Raw genomic sequence first — 14,803 nt, forward strand, 5'->3', positions numbered from 1 at the left:
CTAGGCAGGCACGGAGGCCACGCCCGGTGCCAGGAAACGCTTGCCCGTGACCTTCTCCGAGATGCCGGTGCGGTCCAGGTACGGCGTGATGCCGCCCAGCCAGAACGGCCACCCGGCGCCCAGGAGCATGCACAGGTCGATGTCCTGCGCCTCCGCGACCACGCCCTCGTCGAGCATGATCCGGATCTCCTCGGCCAGCGCCTCCAGCGCGCGGGTCTTCACCTCGTCACCGGTGAGCGGGGACGAGCCGAACTCCCACAGCGCCTGGACCTCGGGGTCGACGGTCTGCTTGCCGGTGGAGTCCCACTGCCAGACCGCGCCCTTGCCGGCGGCGACGAACTTCTTCATGTTCTCCGACACCGAGAAGCGGTCCGGGAACGCGCCGTGCATCGTCTCCGACACGTGCAGCGCGACGGCGGAACCGACCAGCTGCAGCAGGATCATCGGCGACATCGGCAGGCCCAGCGGCTCGGTGGCCTTGTCCGCGACCTCGAACGACGTGCCCTCGTCGACCGACTTGATGACCTCGCCCATGAAGCGGGTCAGCAGGCGGTTCACGACGAACGCGGGCGCGTCCTTCACGAGCACCGAGGACTTCTTGAGCTGCTTGCCGATCGAGAACGCCGTCGCCAAGGTGGCGTCGTCGGTCTGCTCGGCGCGCACGATCTCCAGCAGCGGCATGACCGCGACCGGGTTGAAGAAGTGGAAGCCCACGACCCGCTCGGGGTGCTTGAGCTTCGACGCCATGTCCGTGATCGACAGCGACGACGTGTTGGTGGCGAGGATCGCCTCGGCGGAGACGTGCTCCTCGACCTCGGCGAACACCTGCTGCTTCACGGCGAGGTCCTCGAACACGGCCTCGATCACGAAGTCGGCGTCGGAGAACGCGGACTTGTCGAGCGAACCCGACACCAGCGCCTTGAGGCGGTTCGCCTCGTCCGGCGAGATCCGCTTCTTCGAAGCCAGCTTGTCGATCTCGCTGTGGACGTAGCCGACGCCCTTGTCCACGCGCGCCTGGTCGATGTCGGTCAGCACGACCGGCACGTGCAGGCGGCGGATGAACAGCAGCGCCATCTGCGAGGCCATCAGGCCCGCGCCGACGACACCGACCTTGGTGACCTTGCGCGCCAGCGACTTGTCCGGCGCGCCGGCCGGGCGCTTCGCCCGCTTCTGCACCAGGTTGAACGAGTACAGGCCCGCGCGCAGCTCGTCGCTCATGACGAGGTCCGCGAGGCCCTCGGTCTCGGCGGCGTAGCCCTTCTCCAGGTCGTTCTCGCGCGCCAGCTCCAGCAGCTCCAGGGCCTTCTGCGCACCCGGCGCCGCGCCCTTGGTCTTGCCGTGCACGATGCCCTTGGCGCGCGCGACGGCGGCGTCCCACGCGTCACCGCGGTCGATCTCCTTGCGGGGCACGAAGATCTCACCGCGCACGACGCCGGACAGCCACAGCAGCGACTGCTCCAGGTAGTCGGCGGAGTCGAACAGCACGTCCGCGATGCCGAGGCCGAGAGCGTCCTTCGGCTTGAGCATCTTGTTCTGGTTCAACGCGTTCTCGAAGATCACCGTCACGGCGTCGTTGGCGCCGATCAGGTTCGGCAGCAGCTGCGTGCCGCCCCAGCCCGGGAACAGGCCCAGGAACACCTCGGGCAGCGCGATCGCGGCCGCGTTCGACGCCAGCGTGCGGTAGTGGCACGACAGCGCGAGCTCGAGCCCGCCGCCCATGACCGCGCCGTTGACGAAGGCGAAGGTCGGGATGTCCGAGTCGGTGAACTTCTTGAAGACCTCGTGGCCCAGCGCGCCGATCGTGACGCCCTGCGAGCGGTCCGTGGCCTGCTCGACGGCGGTCAGGTCGGCGCCCACCGCGAAGATGAACGGCTTGCCGGTCACCGCGATGGCGGCGGGAGAAGCCGCGTAGGCCTCGTCGAACGCTGCACCGAGCGAGACGAGCGACTGCGGGCCGAACGTCGACGGACGGGTGTGGTCCAGGCCGTTGTCGATCGTGATGAACGCGACCGGCTTGTCGAGGCCGGGCACGCTGATCAGACGCGTCTTGGCGTGGGTGACGACCTCATCGGGGAAGATCGCCTTTGCTTCCTCAGCAGAGATGGTCACTTGCCGCTCCAGTTCGGGTTTTCCCAGATGACGGTCCCGCCCATGCCGATGCCGATGCACATGGTGGTGAGGCCGTAGCGCACGTCCGGACGCTCGGCGAACTGACGCGAGAGCTGCGTCATCAGACGGACACCGGACGACGCCAGCGGGTGGCCGGTCGCGATCGCGCCGCCCCACTGGTTCACGCGGGCGTCGTCGTCGGCGATGCCGAAGTGGTCGAGGAACGCGAGCACCTGGATCGCGAACGCCTCGTTGACCTCGAACAGGCCGATGTCCTCGATGGACAGACCGGCGCGCTCGAGAGCCTTCTCCGTGGCGGGAACCGGGCCGATGCCCATGACCTCGGGCTCGACACCCAGGAACGAGTAGCCGACCATCCGCATGCCGATGGGCAGGCCGAGCTCGCGCGCGGTCTCCTCCTCGGCGAGGATGCATCCGGTCGCGCCGTCGTTCAGACCGGCCGCGTTGCCCGCGGTGATCCGGCCGTGCGGGCGGAACGGCGTCTTGAGCTTGCCCAGGTCCTCGACCGTGGTGCCCGGACGCGGCGGCTCGTCGGCCGTCGCGAGGCCCCAGCCGTTCTCCGCGGAGCGGGTGGCGACCGGCACGAGCTCCGGGCCGATCTTGCCGTTCTTGATCGCGTCGGCGTACTTGGCCTGCGAGGCGGCCGCGTAGGCGTCCGTGCGGTCCTTGGTGATGTGCGGGAACCGGTCGTGCAGGTTCTCCGCGGTCTGCCCCATCACGAGCGCGCTGGTGTCGACGATCTTGTCCGACAGGAAGCGCGGGTTCGGGTCGACGCCCTCGCCCATCGGGTGGCGGCCCATGTGCTCGACGCCGCCTGCGATGGCGACGTCGTAGGCGCCGAACGCGATGCCGCTCGCGGCCGTGGTCACGGCGGTCATCGCGCCCGCGCACATGCGGTCGATCGAGTAACCGGGGACCGACTTCGGCAGGCCCGCGAGCAGAGCGGCGGTGCGGCCGAGCGTGAGGCCCTGGTCGCCGATCTGCGTGGTCGCGGCGATGGCGACCTCGTCGACCCGCTCCGGCGGCAGCTCGGGGTGCCTGCGCAGCAGCTCACGGATGACCTTGACGATCAGGTCGTCGGCACGGGTCTCGGCGAAGATCCCCTTGGGACCGGCCTTGCCGAAAGGCGTGCGGACGCCGTCGACGAAGACCACGTTCCGAACGCGTGCGGGCGCTGCTGGTGCGGCCACGGCGTCTCCTCCACTTGTGGTGACAACTCTGTCCACTACCGGGCGGGTCGCGCGACATCCCTACCGGTCGGTAACGCCAACTCTAACCCTAGTTACTGGTGAGTAACCACAGCGGTACCCCTGTTCGTTCTGTCACACACCTTGCGGACGATTAGGAACAGCGGCAACCCGACCGGCGCCAGCAGGATCGTGATCACCAGAACGGGTGCCATGACCAGCGGGTGGACGTCGAGTCGACGCCCTTCCAGGTACATCCAGCGCCCGACGAACAGGTCCCACGCGAGCATGTGCGCCCACACCAGCGCCGTGCCGGCGGGCGTGGCCAGGTACTCCGCCAGCGGGCCGAGCTCGGGCCGGGTGACCAGCGGCAGAACAGTGGACAGTTCCGGGACGAGGAGCACGATGTAGATCAGGGCCGGCGGCAGCACGATCAGGTAGGACTCGGCGATCCTCCTCGTCCACGACCACTTCGGCGCGAGGATCATGAGCGCCCAGAACGGCGCGGCCACCAGGAACGTCAGGTCGAACAACAGGGCGGTCATGCGGACACGAGCTCCTTCTTCGGTTCACGCGCCCACACCACACCCAGTGCGGTCGCGACGATGATCCCGGCGAGCGCGAGCAGGGTCGTGCCGTCGGGCTGGACGAGGGACTGACCGCGCAACGCCTGCCAGGTCACGAGCAGGAAGATCCCCAGGAACGACCCGCTGACCACCCAGGCGAGCTTCGTGTTGGCGCGGGCGCCGAGCAGCGCGATGACCACCGGCAGCACCTGCAGCGCGTGCATGCCCACGAAGTGCCCGACCCGCAGGTCGCCGTGCTCGGTGCTCCAGCCGGTGAGCGCCATGTACGCCCCGCCGTCGGGCGCGCCGACCGTGTGGGCGCCGAGGGTGCCGCCGTCGAGGGCCTGACCGGGCTTCGGCTGCGTCATGAGGAAGCCGACGCCCAGGCCCAGGAACGAGATGACGAGGCCGAGCCTGATCGACCACGACAGGGCCTCGTTCTCGATCTTCGTGCGCCACAGCAGGACCGCCACGACCGCGTGGGTCACCCACAGCACGACGATGGTCGAGCCCATGATCGAGAACAACGCCGTGTCGAGCGGCGTCTCGAAGTTGAAGTGGCTGCGCCTGCCGCGGAGGACCTGGCCGACGATCACGACCATCTCCAGCGCACCGGCCACCGCCAGCACGGTGCCCGCCCACCAGCCGACGCGCTGGAACTTCTTCAGGTACGTGAGCAGCCACGCCAGCGTGAACGCGTAGATCGTCAGCGACACGGCGAACTTGAGCGGCTTGAGCCAGATCGGCGAGTTGACCACCGTGCGGTCGTCGACCAGCAGCCCGATCAGCGCGACCGGGATCAGGATCGCCATCGTCCAGCCGAAGAGCACTAACGGCCGGTGCCACGTGCGAAGCATCTCTATACCCCCTGAATGGATAGCGGCACTCTCTACTATCCGGAAGCTACACTATCCATATGCGTGTTGGCGAGCTTGCGAAGAGAAGCGGCGTCCCGGTGCCGACGATCAAGTACTACCTGCGTGAGGGACTGCTGCCCGCCGGCGTGCTGACCAGCCCGAACCAGGCCCACTACGACGACGAGCACCTGCGCAGGCTGCGGCTCGTCCGTGCCCTCGTGGACGTCGGCGGCCTGTCGATCGCGTCGGTGCGCGAGGTCCTCGCCGCCATCGACACCCGCGACGAGTCGCTGCACAACAAGCTCGGCGCCGTGCAGGAGGCGATCAGCCAGCCGAGCCCGGTCGAGCTCGACCCGCTGGCGATCAAGGACGTCCAGGACTTCTTCGCGCGCCACGGTCAGACCGAGTGCGTCGACGTCACCGAGTCCAACGTGACCCACATGCTCGCGGCCGCGCTGTCCTCGGCCCGCTCGGTCGGCCACGACAGCATCAAGGAACTCCTCGACCCCTACCTGGAGGGGCTGAAGATCATCGCTCGGGCCGACCTCGACTACGTCGCGCAGCACCGCTCGCCCGACGACGTCATCGAGGCGATGGTCGTCGGCACCCTCATCGGCGACACCGTTCTCAAGGCCGTCCGGCGGCTCGCGCACGCGCAGGTGTCGGCTGAGGTGCTCGGCGACGTCCCCGCTCCCGGCCGTGCAGACTGACTGCCGTTACACCCTCTAACTGATATATCGGCCGTCCTGGCGGTTCAGTGGCGCCTGTGACCTGCTGCTTAGCAATGACTCTTTGGACTTCGTCCGCAAAAGACTCGTTGCAAAGGGGTGCGCGGCCGACGAAAGTTCTTCGGGTCGGATGAAAGAGCGGGCGTCCTGCCGGACATGTCCCGGGGTGGAGCAGGTGGACGTGGAACCGCGCCAGACGGGCTTCGAGGCCGTCGCGCAGGAGCTGATCGAGCCGCTGCGCCGGTACCTGGCGCGGCGGACCGATGCCGCGACCGCGGACGACCTGCTGTCCGAGACGTTGCTGGTGGCCTGGCGGCGGCGCGACGACATGCCGGCCGAACCGCTGGCGTGGGCGTACGCCGTGGCGCGCAACTGTCTTGCCAACGCGGAACGGGCGCGGCGCAGGCAGGACCGGTTGCTCGTGCGGATCTGGCAGCTCGCGAGACCGCCCGAGCACGCGCCGGCACGTGACGACCCGGATCCGGGGCTGGCCAGAGCGCTCGCGCGGCTGTCCTCCGTGGACGCCGAGCTGATGCGGCTCTGGGCGTGGGAGGAGCTCGGCCCGGCGGAGATCGCCCAGGTGGTCGGGATGAGTGCCAACGCGGTCAGCATCCGCCTGCACCGGGCACGCCGGAAGTTGAAGTCCCTGCTGGACGAGCAGGCGGAAGGAGAGCGGCCGTGACGGACGACGACCTGCGCGACCGGATGCGCCGTGCCGATCCGGCGGCCTCGGTGCGTCCGCTGCCCGAGGACGAGGTGCGGCGGCTGGTGGCCGGGGCCGCGCTCGACGGCCCGGTGGCGCCGCGGTTCTCCACGAGGAAGCTGCCCGTGCTCGTCGGGGCCGCGGCCGCGATCGCGGTGGTCGCCGGGGTGTTCGTGCTGAACAGCGGCGGGCAGCAGCAGGCGCCGCGGCCGGACGTCGCGTTGCCGACCTCGACGCAGCCCGGTCTGGAGAACGGTTCGGGGCTGCCCGACAACAGCGGCGGACGGCCCACCACCAGCGTCGCGCCGCCGACCGGCACGACCACCGTCCCGGCGCCGCCGGTCACCACCACGTCCGAGGGGCGCAAGACCACGGTCGTCGTGCTCACGGACGGGCCGGTCGATCCGGACGTGCGGTGCCGCAAGCCCGAGGCGGCGGTGCTGCGGGAACGAGCGCAGATGGCGTTCGAGGCGACGGTGCTGAAGCTCGAGGGCAACGTCGTGACGTTGCGGGTTGATCGCGCCTGGGCCGGTGAGGCCGACCTCGTCGAGGTCAGGAACACCACGAACTCGCCGATGCTGCTGGGGTTCGAGCCCGAGGTCGGCCGCAAGTACCTGGTCGCGGCGAGCGATCTGCAGGTCATGGGCTGCGGCTACAGCGGGATCGACGAGCCCGAGCTGCGGGCCGTCTACGACGAGGCGTTCCCGAAGCGCTGAGACGACGACGGCGATGCGCCCTGGCACGGGCGCATCGCCATCTCCGCTTACTTCGTCAGGTAGGCGTTGATCACGGTCTGGGTGACCGAGTCACCGCCCCTGCCCACCGCCGTGGCCCGCAGCGAGACGCTGCCGCCCCTGCCCGGGTTGACGACGAACAGCGAGTCGCCGAACACGAGCGCCTTCTGCCACGTCGCGCCCTTGTCGTAGGACGCCTGCGCGGTCAGCGACCTCGTCTTGCCCTGCACCGTCAGCGGGATCCGCTGGAACCTGTGCGCGGGCAGCGTGCCGCCGAGGCCGAGCTCCGGCGTGAACCTGACCATCGACAACGGCACCTGCGTGAGGCCCGAGGTCGTGGCCGAGTCGAAGCCCCACGTCGTGGTGACCGAGGTGCTGATCGCCGCGACGCCAGAGCGGGTTGCGGTGGTGGTCAGCTCATAGCGGCCCGGGGCCGGCGGCAGCGAGAAGAACGTCTCCAGGTCGAGCGGGCGGTCCGTCGAGTCGACCACCTTGCCGCCGAGCTTCAGCACGGTCGACCCCGAGTCCACGACCGAACCGCCGGAGCGGCCCTGTCCGTCGGCGAAGAACGGCAGGCTGCCGAAGAGGATGTCGCCGTCGCGGTAGAGGCCGACACGGCGTTCGTCGGTCAGCTTCGGGCCGAAGACGCCGGTGTTGAACGTCTTCTTGTAGGTGCGGCCCGGCGTGAACTGTTCGTTCTCGGCGCTCCAGTACGCCTCGGTGGTGTCGCCGTGGTCCTGTTCGAAGCGAAGGCTCCAGGTGTTGTTGGGGGAGTGCAGGTTCAGCTTGCGGGTGTGCGGCAGCGCGTACCCGAACGCGACCCCGAACAACGGGCTGTCGCCGACCTCGGCCTGTGCGTGCAGGTAGCCGGTGCGTCCCTCGGCCGTCGCGCCCGCAGTGGCCGTGATGGTGACGAGGTCCTTGGACTTCAGCTGCTTGCGGTAACCCGTCCAGAACTTCGTGAGCGTCGTGTTCTGGTCGACGACGTGGAACTCCTCGCGATCGGCGCCGGTGTAGGAGGCGATGACCAGCTCGTTCATCTCGCCGGACTTGCCCTCGGGGCCGACGTGCGCGGTGCTCAGGGAGCTGAGCGGCACGCCCAGCAGGCCGAAGCCGTACTCCATCTCCGGCACCTTGTGGCCGACGCGGATGTACGAGTGGCGTTCGGTCGGCTTGCCGGGCAGCCCGATGTCGACGGGCTTGGCCTGGCGGGCGTCGAGCGTGATCGTGGTGTCCGCGCCGACCTCGATGTTCGTGCCGTTGAACCAGCTGTAGTACGGGTTCGGCTGGTCGGGACGGACCCACTCGTGGCCGTTGAGCAGGTAGCGGCCCTTGGCGACGCGCAGGGTCTCCAGCCCGGTGCCGAGTCCGGCGAAGGCGCCCTTGGCTTCCCCGGTGACTCCCTGCAGGCTCGCGCCCCAGTTCGCGGCGGGCTTGCCGTCACGGCCGATCGCCTTGATCGTGAGGCTGTAGCGCTCCGGCTCGCGCGTCACGGCCGCAGGGGTGACGACGGACTGGCCGCCGCCGCTCGCGTTGATGTACGCGCTGAACGTGCCGGACGCGTCACCGCCGAGCTTGGTGTCCGCGGTCAGCGTGGTGGTGGCCGTGCCGTGTGCGGGCACGGTCAGAGTGGCGTCCTTGAGCGTGAAGAAGCCCTGCGGTGCGGCCGTGTCGACCTCGAGCGCGAGGGTGACGGGCTGGTCGCCTTCGTTGCGGTAGACGACGTTCTGCGTCATCGGGACGTCGTCGTGGTGCGGCCACAGCGCCGTGCCGAAGGAGACCGAGCCGGACGAGACGGTCTGCTTGACCGCCTTCGCCACGTCCGTGCGCCCGGCACCCTGCTCGAACGGGGTGTGCGCGCCGGGCTTCGCCGACGCCATCAGCGCGGCCTTGATCTGGTCGCCGCGCCAGTCCGGGTGCACCTGTGCCAGGATCGCCGCCGCACCGGCGACGTGCGGGGTGGCCATCGACGTGCCGTCGAGCGAGATGTAGCCCTCGGCGGGGCTGGGCCTGGTCTCGCCGAGCCGGCCCGCCGCCGCGGCGCCGATGCCGACGCCGGGTGCGGTGACGTCCGGCTTGACGGCGCCGTCACCGTTGCGCGGGCCGGTGCTGGAGAAGCCCGCGAGCTTGTCGTCGCGGTCCACGGCACCGACGGTGAGGGCGGCGTCCGCACTGCCGGGCGAACCCACGGAGTTCGGGCCGGCGTTGCCCGACGCGATCACGAACAGCGTGCCGGTCTCCTGCGAGAGCCGGTTGATCAGGACCTCCATCGGGTCCAGCAACGGGCCGTCGTCGCCGCCGAGGCTCATGTTGACGACGTCCGCCTGCTGCTCGACCGCCCACTCGATGCCCGCGAGGATCCCCGACTCGTAGCCGGACCCGTCGTCGCCGAGCACCTTGCCGTCGAGGATGCGCGCGCCCGGAGCCACGCCCCGGAACTTCCCGCCCGACTTCGCCCCCGTCCCGGCCGCGATGGACGCGACGTGCGTGCCGTGCCCGACGCGGTCCTGGTTGTCGGGGGAGTCGGTGAAGTTCTTCTCCGCGACCTCCTGCGTGACGAGGTCGGGATGGGTGTTGTCGACGCCGGTGTCCAGCACGGCGATCTTCACGCCCTTGCCGTCGAACCCGGCCTGCCACGCCTGCGGCGCGCCGATCTGGGCGGTGCTGCGGTCGAGCGCGGCCTTGTGCACCGCGTCCAGCCAGACCGTGGTCTTCGCGACGCGGTTGAGGCTGCCGGCCAGCGACTTCCACACGTCCGGCGCGGTCTTGGGTGTCACCGTGACGGCGTCCACGCCGATGCGGCTGAACGACCGCGCGCTCGGCAGACCGGAGCCAGCCGACACGAGCACCCCGAGACCCTGGCGCTTCGCGTACTCGGGCCGGCTCAGGAGGGCGAGGTCGAACAGCCGCCGGTCCACCCGGCCCTCGGTGATCAACGGCTCCACGTCGGCCGGCACGGCGTAGTGGTGCGCGCCGTCCTCTCTCGTGGACACCATGATGTGCTCGCGCCCCGGAGCGGGCTTGAACTGGACCGGCTTGCCCTTGGCGTCGGTCAGCACCTGGTCGCCCGTGATGAGGGTGATCCACTGCTGCTGGACGGACGTGCCTGCCTTGGCCGTGCCGGCGGTGGTCGCCGAGGCGGGGGTGGCGCCGCTCAGGGCTGTGGCCAGCACGAGGCCGGCCACGGCGAGGGGGAGATGAGGTTTCAACGGAGGCCTCTCCTAGGGACGGACAACTCCTCGGCGGGATATGTCCGTCACCGCGCCCCGATATTTCGCAACGGCAACTGTCAACAGTCCGGTACAGCTGGACCATGACCACACGCGTGCGGCTGAACTCCGACGACTACCTCGCGCTCGCCCGCCGGGCCTGCTTCGTCTGCGAGCTCCTCTCCGGCAACCCGGACTACCCGCACCACGTCGCCTACCGGGATGAGGTCGCGATCGTCTTCGCGAGCAGGTTCCCCTCGGTCGTCGGCCACTTCCTGGTGGCGCCGGTCGACCACCGCGAGCACGCCGTCGACGACTTCACCCCCGACGAGTACGCGGCGATCCAACGGATCGTGCACCGGGCCGGCACGGCGTTGAGCTCGCTGCTGCCCACCGAGCGGCTCTACGTGTTGTCGCTCGGTAGCCAGCAGGCCAACCGGCACGTCCACTGGCACCTCGCGCCGTTGCCGCCGGGGGTGCCCTACGAAGATCAGCAGATCGCCGTTTTCGAGGCTTCTCGCGGTGTCCTCGATCTGCCTGACGACGAAGTCGCAGACCTGGCGCGGCGGCTCGGCGAACGCATGGCCAACTGATATATCGGCCAATATATTAGTTTGCGCCGCGTTGACCTGCTGCTTAGCAATGAGTCTTTTGACTTCGTCCGCAAAAGAGCCGTTGCAAAGGGTCAGGGGAGGCGGAGGAGCCAGCGGACCTCGCCGCCGTGGACCTCGTCGGTGGGGGTGAGGCCGGCGGAGGTGGCGGCGGAGGCGGAGGCGTGGTGGTCCGGGTGGACGTGCGCGATCACGGCGCGGACTGGTTGGGTGACCAGCCAGGTGACGAGGCCCTGGGCTGCTTCCCGCGCGATGCCGCGGCCCTGCCACGGCGTGCCGACGACCCACGCGATCTCGGCCGTGTGGTCGGCGAGGGTGATCGTGGCCTGGACGGTGCCCACGAGCGAGTCGGCGTCGCGGAGGCGGATCACCCAGTTCAGCCACCGGACGGCCGGGTCGGGGGAGCCTGCGGCCAGACGTTCGTAGCGGGATTTGAGTGCGTCCTCGGTGAGCGGGGTGCCGCCGGTGAACGTGTGGAGGGCCGGGTCCGAGAGCACGGTGGCCATCTCGGACGCGTGCTCGGGCTGCAGCGGCAGCAGGTCCAGGCGGCTGGTGGTGATCATCGCGAGTCGGGCCGGTGGCGGTGCAGGAAGGCCGCGACGAGGTCGTCGGTGAAGGACCGGGGAACCGGGGTGCCGGTCACCAGGACCCGGTAGTGGATCGGGCCGAGCAGGTGGTCCAGCGCCGCGTCGACGTCGATGTCCGCGGGGAGGTCACCGCGTTCGATCGCGCGGTGCAGGGGGAGGCGGTCGCGGGCGCGTTGGGCGCTGAGGTGGTCGTCGCGCAGGCGGGTGGCCAGCTGGGGGTCGTGCTGGGCCTGGCCCGTCAGGGCGCGGAAGACGGCGCCGGGGTCCGAGGTGGTGAGGAACTCGGCCAGGTTCGCCAGGTGCGTTCGGAGGTCGGTGGCCAGGTCGCCGGTGTCGGGCGGGGTGAGGTGTTCGGCCATGTCCTCGGTGAACGCTTCCAGGAGCACGTCGACCTTGGACGGCCACCAGCGGTAGATCGTCTGCTTCGCGACGCCGGCTCTGGCCGCGATGCCCTCGATCGTCACGCCGGCGAAGCCCCGTTCGGCCAGCAGGTCGTCTGCCGCCTCCAGGACTGCCCGACGGGCTTCCTCGCTGCGACCGTGCCGGTTCCCGCGATGCGTGGTGCTGCTCTCCATCGCCCACCTCCCGGAGGCGTACTTTAGCCAGGGCTAGGCTAGACGCGACGTTGCGTCTAGTCTGGCGCCATGACCATCACTTTGCACGCACCGCGGGTTCGCGGGGTTCTTGATCGGTTGTTCGGTGCGGCTGGGGGTGATGACGACTTCGAGGCGCCTTGGGACGTTGTGCGCACGGGGAGTGCGCAGGAGCGCGCGGACGCGTTGGCCGGGGTGTACATGCCCATCTCGGCCAGCGGCGGGGAGTTGCTCTACGGGTTGGTGAGGTCGGCGCGGCCGGAGGTCGTCGTCGAGTTCGGCACGTCGTTCGGGATCTCGACGCTGCACCTGGCGGCGGCCGTCGCGGACAACGGGCGTGGGCACGTCTACGGGACGGAGATGTCGGCGGAGAAGGTCGCCGCCGCGCGGGCCAACCTCGACGAGGCCGGGCTCGGTGGTGTCGTGACGATCCTGCCGGGGGACGCGCGGCGCACGCTGGCTGATCTGGCCGGGCCGATCGGGCTGGTGTTGCTCGACGGCTGGAAGGAGCTGTGCCTGCCGGTGTTGCGCGACCTCGAGCCGCGGCTCGCACCCGGTGCGCTCGTCGTCGCCGACGACATCGACCAGGAGTCGATGGCCGGCTACCTCGAATACGTGCGGGATCCGGCGAACGGGTACGTCAGCGTCGCGTTTCCCGTGGAGGACGGCATGGAGATCAGCTGCCGGGCCTGATCGGCTCGGTGCAGCGCAGCGCCAGCGAGGCGGCGGTGCGCATCGCGGCCTGCGTCGCCTCGAAGGCGTCGCCGCGTTCGAGGCTGGTGGCCGTCGCGGCGCTGATCGCACCCATCAGCGCGCCGACCAGGGCGGCCGCGGTGACCTCGTCGAGGGCGTAGGCGTCGCGCAGGGCCTTGGCGATGCGGGTCTGCGCGGTGAACGTCGTGTGGAGCACTCGTGCCTGCACGGACGGGGCCGTCACCACCAGGCGTGCGCGGAGTGCGGCGAGGCCGGCCGGCAGGTCGTGCTCGGCGGCGCTGGTGATCATCCGGTCCGCGGCCGTGGCGAGCGCGTCGCGCAGGGGAGTGCCGGGGGAGCGTTCCTCGATGGCGCGCACGGCCAGGGTGATGCGTCTGGTGCTGTCGGCCAGCAGCACGTCCTCCTTGGTGGGGAAGTGCAGGAAGAACGTGCGTTTGCTGACGTCGGCGGCGTCGGTGATGTCCGCGATGCTCGTCTCGTCGTAGCCGCGTTCGGTGAAGAGCCGCACTGCCGCGGCCATGAGGGCTTGGCGGGTGACCTGCTTCTTGCGTTCGCGGCGTCCTGGATCGACTGGCACGTGCCGATCTTAGTGCATCTAGCTAATCAATGCACTCGGTATAATGATGAACCAAATGTAATGGAGAACCGCTCAGCGAGGCGGAGCTCGACGTCGTCGCCGTGAGGCTGAAGGACACGTTCGCGGTGAGTCACTGGGCCGCCGTGCACCGCGCGTCGACGGCGGCGGCCCGTGAACCGTCGCCGCACTCGGCACCCTGGAGATGGACGATCCGTTCGACATGGTGACGACGGCGCTCGGCGGCGCACTCGGTTTGACGAGCCGGGTGGACGTCGAGGCCGTCGTCAACGCTCAGTTGGACTGATGTGTCGCTTCCGGACCGATGTATCGGATATCAGTCGGGCTCCGCTAGTCGGACGGCGTGGGTGCCGTCGCGGTGAGCGCCTTGGCCAGGGCTTCCAGCGTGAGGTCGATCTGCCACGACCTGGCCCCGCCGTCGCGCAGCACCGTCGCCACGGACTCGGGGGAGAGGTCGGCCGGTGGCTGCCAGCAGGTGCGCCGCACCAGGTCGGGCAGCAACAGGTTCTCCACCGGGAGGGTGTTGGCCTCGGCGATGGCCGCCAGTGCCGCACGGGTCGCGGCCAGGCGGGCCGCCGCGTCCGGGTCCTTGTCGCCCCACCGGTTGGGCGGGGGCGGGCCGTCGTGCTGGCCCGCGGGTTCCGGGAGCTCCGACTTGGTCAACGCGCCTGCCTTGCGCAGGGCGTTCATCCACACGCCAGACATGCGGCGCTGGGAGCGGCCGCGGAAGACCGGCAGAGCGAGCAGCTCGGCCTCGTTGGCCGGGTTGCGGGCGGCTGCCTCCATGAGGGCGGAGTCCGGGAGGACTCGGCCAGGAGCGATGTCGCGTTCGCGGGCCACGGTGTCGCGGGCTTCCCAGAGCGCGCGCACGAGGGCCAGCTGCCTCTGGTTGCGCACGCGGTGGATACCGGACGTGCGCCGCCAGGGGTCGGTGCGGGGGCGCGGCGATGGCGCCGTCCGCACCGCCTCGAACTCTTCGAGCGCCCAGGCGAGCTTGCCCTGGCGCTCCAGCTCGGTTTCGAGAACGTCGCGCAGCTGCACGAGCAGCTCCACGTCGAGAGCGGCATACGTCAGCCAGTCGGCAGGAAGGGGCCGGCGCGACCAGTCGGCCGCGCCGTGCCCCTTCTCGAGCCTGTAACCGAGTAGCCGTTCCACCAGCGTGCCCAGTGCGACGCGGTCGAACCCAGCCAGCCTGCCCGCCAGCTCGGTGTCGAACAGCACGCCGGGTTTCAGCCCGAGTTCGGCGAGGCACGGCAGGTCCTGAGACGCCGCGTGCAACACCCACTCAGTGCCATCAAGGGCCTGCACCAGCGGGTCTAGCCGTCCGCCCAGGGCGATCGGGTCGACCAACCAGGTGCCGGCGCCTTCCCGGCGCAGTTGCACCAGATAGGCACGCTGTGAGTAGCGGTAGCCCGAGGCTCGCTCGGTGTCCACCGCGACCGGGCCCTTCGCCCCGGCGAGCGCGTCAGCGGCTCGCCGGAGCGCAGCTGGATCGGCGACCACGGGCGGGACCCCATCAGCAGGTTCCGTCAGCGGTACCGGTTCTGGTCCGGTTGGTGCGGTTGGCTCGTCGGCGGGTACATCCACAG

14 protein-coding genes are annotated in these 14,803 nt (G+C 70.0%); 5 read left to right on the top strand and 9 right to left on the bottom strand.

Annotated elements, in window-relative coordinates; all coding sequences use genetic code 11:
- From IEY88_RS41520 to IEY88_RS41535, 4 genes are all read right to left on the bottom strand, one after another.
- Positions 1 to 2,109 carry a 3-hydroxyacyl-CoA dehydrogenase NAD-binding domain-containing protein gene (locus tag IEY88_RS41520; RefSeq protein WP_189160400.1) on the bottom strand — a complete coding sequence of 703 codons (2,109 nt, stop codon included), beginning with the start codon at positions 2,107 to 2,109 and terminating at the stop codon, positions 1 to 3.
- Positions 2,106 to 3,320: a thiolase family protein gene (locus IEY88_RS41525; protein WP_189160401.1), complete on the bottom strand. Its 1,215-nt coding sequence runs from the start codon at positions 3,318 to 3,320 to the stop codon at positions 2,106 to 2,108. Before IEY88_RS41525 ends, IEY88_RS41520 begins: the two co-directional genes overlap by 4 nt.
- 92 nt (positions 3,321 to 3,412) lie before the next feature.
- Positions 3,413 to 3,862, bottom strand: coding sequence for an ABA4-like family protein (locus tag IEY88_RS41530; protein WP_189160402.1), 450 nt, complete (start codon positions 3,860 to 3,862; stop codon positions 3,413 to 3,415).
- Positions 3,859 to 4,740, bottom strand: a complete 882-nt coding sequence (locus IEY88_RS41535; protein WP_189160403.1) for a hypothetical protein — start codon at positions 4,738 to 4,740, stop codon at positions 3,859 to 3,861. Before IEY88_RS41535 ends, IEY88_RS41530 begins: the two co-directional genes overlap by 4 nt.
- A gap of 59 nt (positions 4,741 to 4,799) precedes the next feature.
- Here IEY88_RS41535 and IEY88_RS41540 point away from each other — a divergent pair, with 59 nt between their 5' ends.
- The 3 genes from IEY88_RS41540 (at position 4,800) to IEY88_RS41550 (ending at position 6,887) form a co-directional block, all read left to right on the top strand.
- Complete coding sequence (locus IEY88_RS41540) at positions 4,800 to 5,450, top strand: MerR family transcriptional regulator (RefSeq protein ID WP_268241290.1); 651 nt, start codon at positions 4,800 to 4,802, stop codon at positions 5,448 to 5,450.
- Between the two features lie 193 nt (positions 5,451 to 5,643).
- Positions 5,644 to 6,150: an RNA polymerase sigma factor gene (locus tag IEY88_RS41545; RefSeq protein ID WP_229694256.1), complete on the top strand. Its 507-nt coding sequence runs from the start codon at positions 5,644 to 5,646 to the stop codon at positions 6,148 to 6,150.
- Complete coding sequence (locus IEY88_RS41550; protein WP_189160406.1) at positions 6,147 to 6,887, top strand: hypothetical protein; 741 nt, start codon at positions 6,147 to 6,149, stop codon at positions 6,885 to 6,887. The genes IEY88_RS41545 and IEY88_RS41550 overlap by 4 nt, the downstream gene beginning before the upstream one ends.
- A gap of 47 nt (positions 6,888 to 6,934) precedes the next feature.
- On the opposite strand, the gene IEY88_RS41555 is transcribed toward IEY88_RS41550, so the two are convergent.
- Positions 6,935 to 10,114 (bottom strand): S8 family serine peptidase, encoded by a 3,180-nt coding sequence (locus IEY88_RS41555; RefSeq protein WP_189160407.1) that lies wholly within the window; start codon positions 10,112 to 10,114, stop codon positions 6,935 to 6,937.
- A gap of 104 nt (positions 10,115 to 10,218) precedes the next feature.
- Between IEY88_RS41555 and IEY88_RS41560 the strand changes: the two genes are divergently transcribed.
- Positions 10,219 to 10,707: an HIT family protein gene (locus IEY88_RS41560; protein ID WP_189160408.1), complete on the top strand. Its 489-nt coding sequence runs from the start codon at positions 10,219 to 10,221 to the stop codon at positions 10,705 to 10,707.
- 92 nt (positions 10,708 to 10,799) lie between these two features.
- On the opposite strand, the gene IEY88_RS41565 is transcribed toward IEY88_RS41560, so the two are convergent.
- Both IEY88_RS41565 and IEY88_RS41570 read right to left on the bottom strand, forming a co-directional pair.
- Entirely contained in the window at positions 10,800 to 11,288 is a 489-nt protein-coding gene (locus IEY88_RS41565) for a GNAT family N-acetyltransferase (protein ID WP_189160409.1), read from the bottom strand.
- Positions 11,285 to 11,887 (bottom strand): TetR/AcrR family transcriptional regulator, encoded by a 603-nt coding sequence (locus IEY88_RS41570; protein ID WP_189160410.1) that lies wholly within the window; start codon positions 11,885 to 11,887, stop codon positions 11,285 to 11,287. The genes IEY88_RS41565 and IEY88_RS41570 overlap by 4 nt, the downstream gene beginning before the upstream one ends.
- A gap of 69 nt (positions 11,888 to 11,956) precedes the next feature.
- On the opposite strand from IEY88_RS41570, the gene IEY88_RS41575 reads away from it, so the two are divergent.
- The gene (locus tag IEY88_RS41575; protein WP_189160411.1) at positions 11,957 to 12,598 is read left to right on the top strand and encodes an O-methyltransferase; all 642 of its coding nucleotides are present in this window, start codon (positions 11,957 to 11,959) and stop codon (positions 12,596 to 12,598) included.
- On the opposite strand, the gene IEY88_RS41580 is transcribed toward IEY88_RS41575, so the two are convergent.
- Together IEY88_RS41580 and IEY88_RS41585 are read right to left on the bottom strand one after the other, a co-directional pair.
- Positions 12,582 to 13,196, bottom strand: coding sequence for a TetR/AcrR family transcriptional regulator (locus IEY88_RS41580; RefSeq protein WP_229694257.1), 615 nt, complete (start codon positions 13,194 to 13,196; stop codon positions 12,582 to 12,584). The genes IEY88_RS41575 and IEY88_RS41580 overlap by 17 nt on opposite strands.
- Positions 13,197 to 13,544: 348 nt before the next feature.
- A complete protein-coding gene (locus IEY88_RS41585) occupies positions 13,545 to 14,801 on the bottom strand; it encodes a ribonuclease D (RefSeq protein ID WP_189160412.1) in 1,257 nt (418 codons plus the stop codon).
- Positions 14,802 to 14,803: the final 2 nt, after the last annotated feature.

The organism is Lentzea pudingi (assembly GCF_014646255.1).
In the GTDB taxonomy this organism is placed as follows: Bacteria; Actinomycetota; Actinomycetes; order Mycobacteriales; family Pseudonocardiaceae; genus Lentzea; species Lentzea pudingi.

What these genes read in the sequence shown, in the direction of transcription:
- IEY88_RS41530 (WP_189160402.1), bottom strand. Translation starts at nt 3,862, where the DNA reads ATGACCGCCCTGTTGTTCGACCTGACGTTCCTGGTGGCCGCGCCGTTC.
- IEY88_RS41535 (WP_189160403.1), bottom strand. Translation starts at nt 4,740, where the DNA reads ATGCTTCGCACGTGGCACCGGCCGTTAGTGCTCTTCGGCTGGACGATG.
- IEY88_RS41540 (WP_268241290.1), top strand. Translation starts at nt 4,800, where the DNA reads ATGCGTGTTGGCGAGCTTGCGAAGAGAAGCGGCGTCCCGGTGCCGACG.
- IEY88_RS41560 (WP_189160408.1), top strand. Translation starts at nt 10,219, where the DNA reads ATGACCACACGCGTGCGGCTGAACTCCGACGACTACCTCGCGCTCGCC.
- IEY88_RS41565 (WP_189160409.1), bottom strand. Translation starts at nt 11,288, where the DNA reads ATGATCACCACCAGCCGCCTGGACCTGCTGCCGCTGCAGCCCGAGCAC.
- IEY88_RS41570 (WP_189160410.1), bottom strand. Translation starts at nt 11,887, where the DNA reads ATGGAGAGCAGCACCACGCATCGCGGGAACCGGCACGGTCGCAGCGAG.
- IEY88_RS41575 (WP_189160411.1), top strand. Translation starts at nt 11,957, where the DNA reads ATGACCATCACTTTGCACGCACCGCGGGTTCGCGGGGTTCTTGATCGG.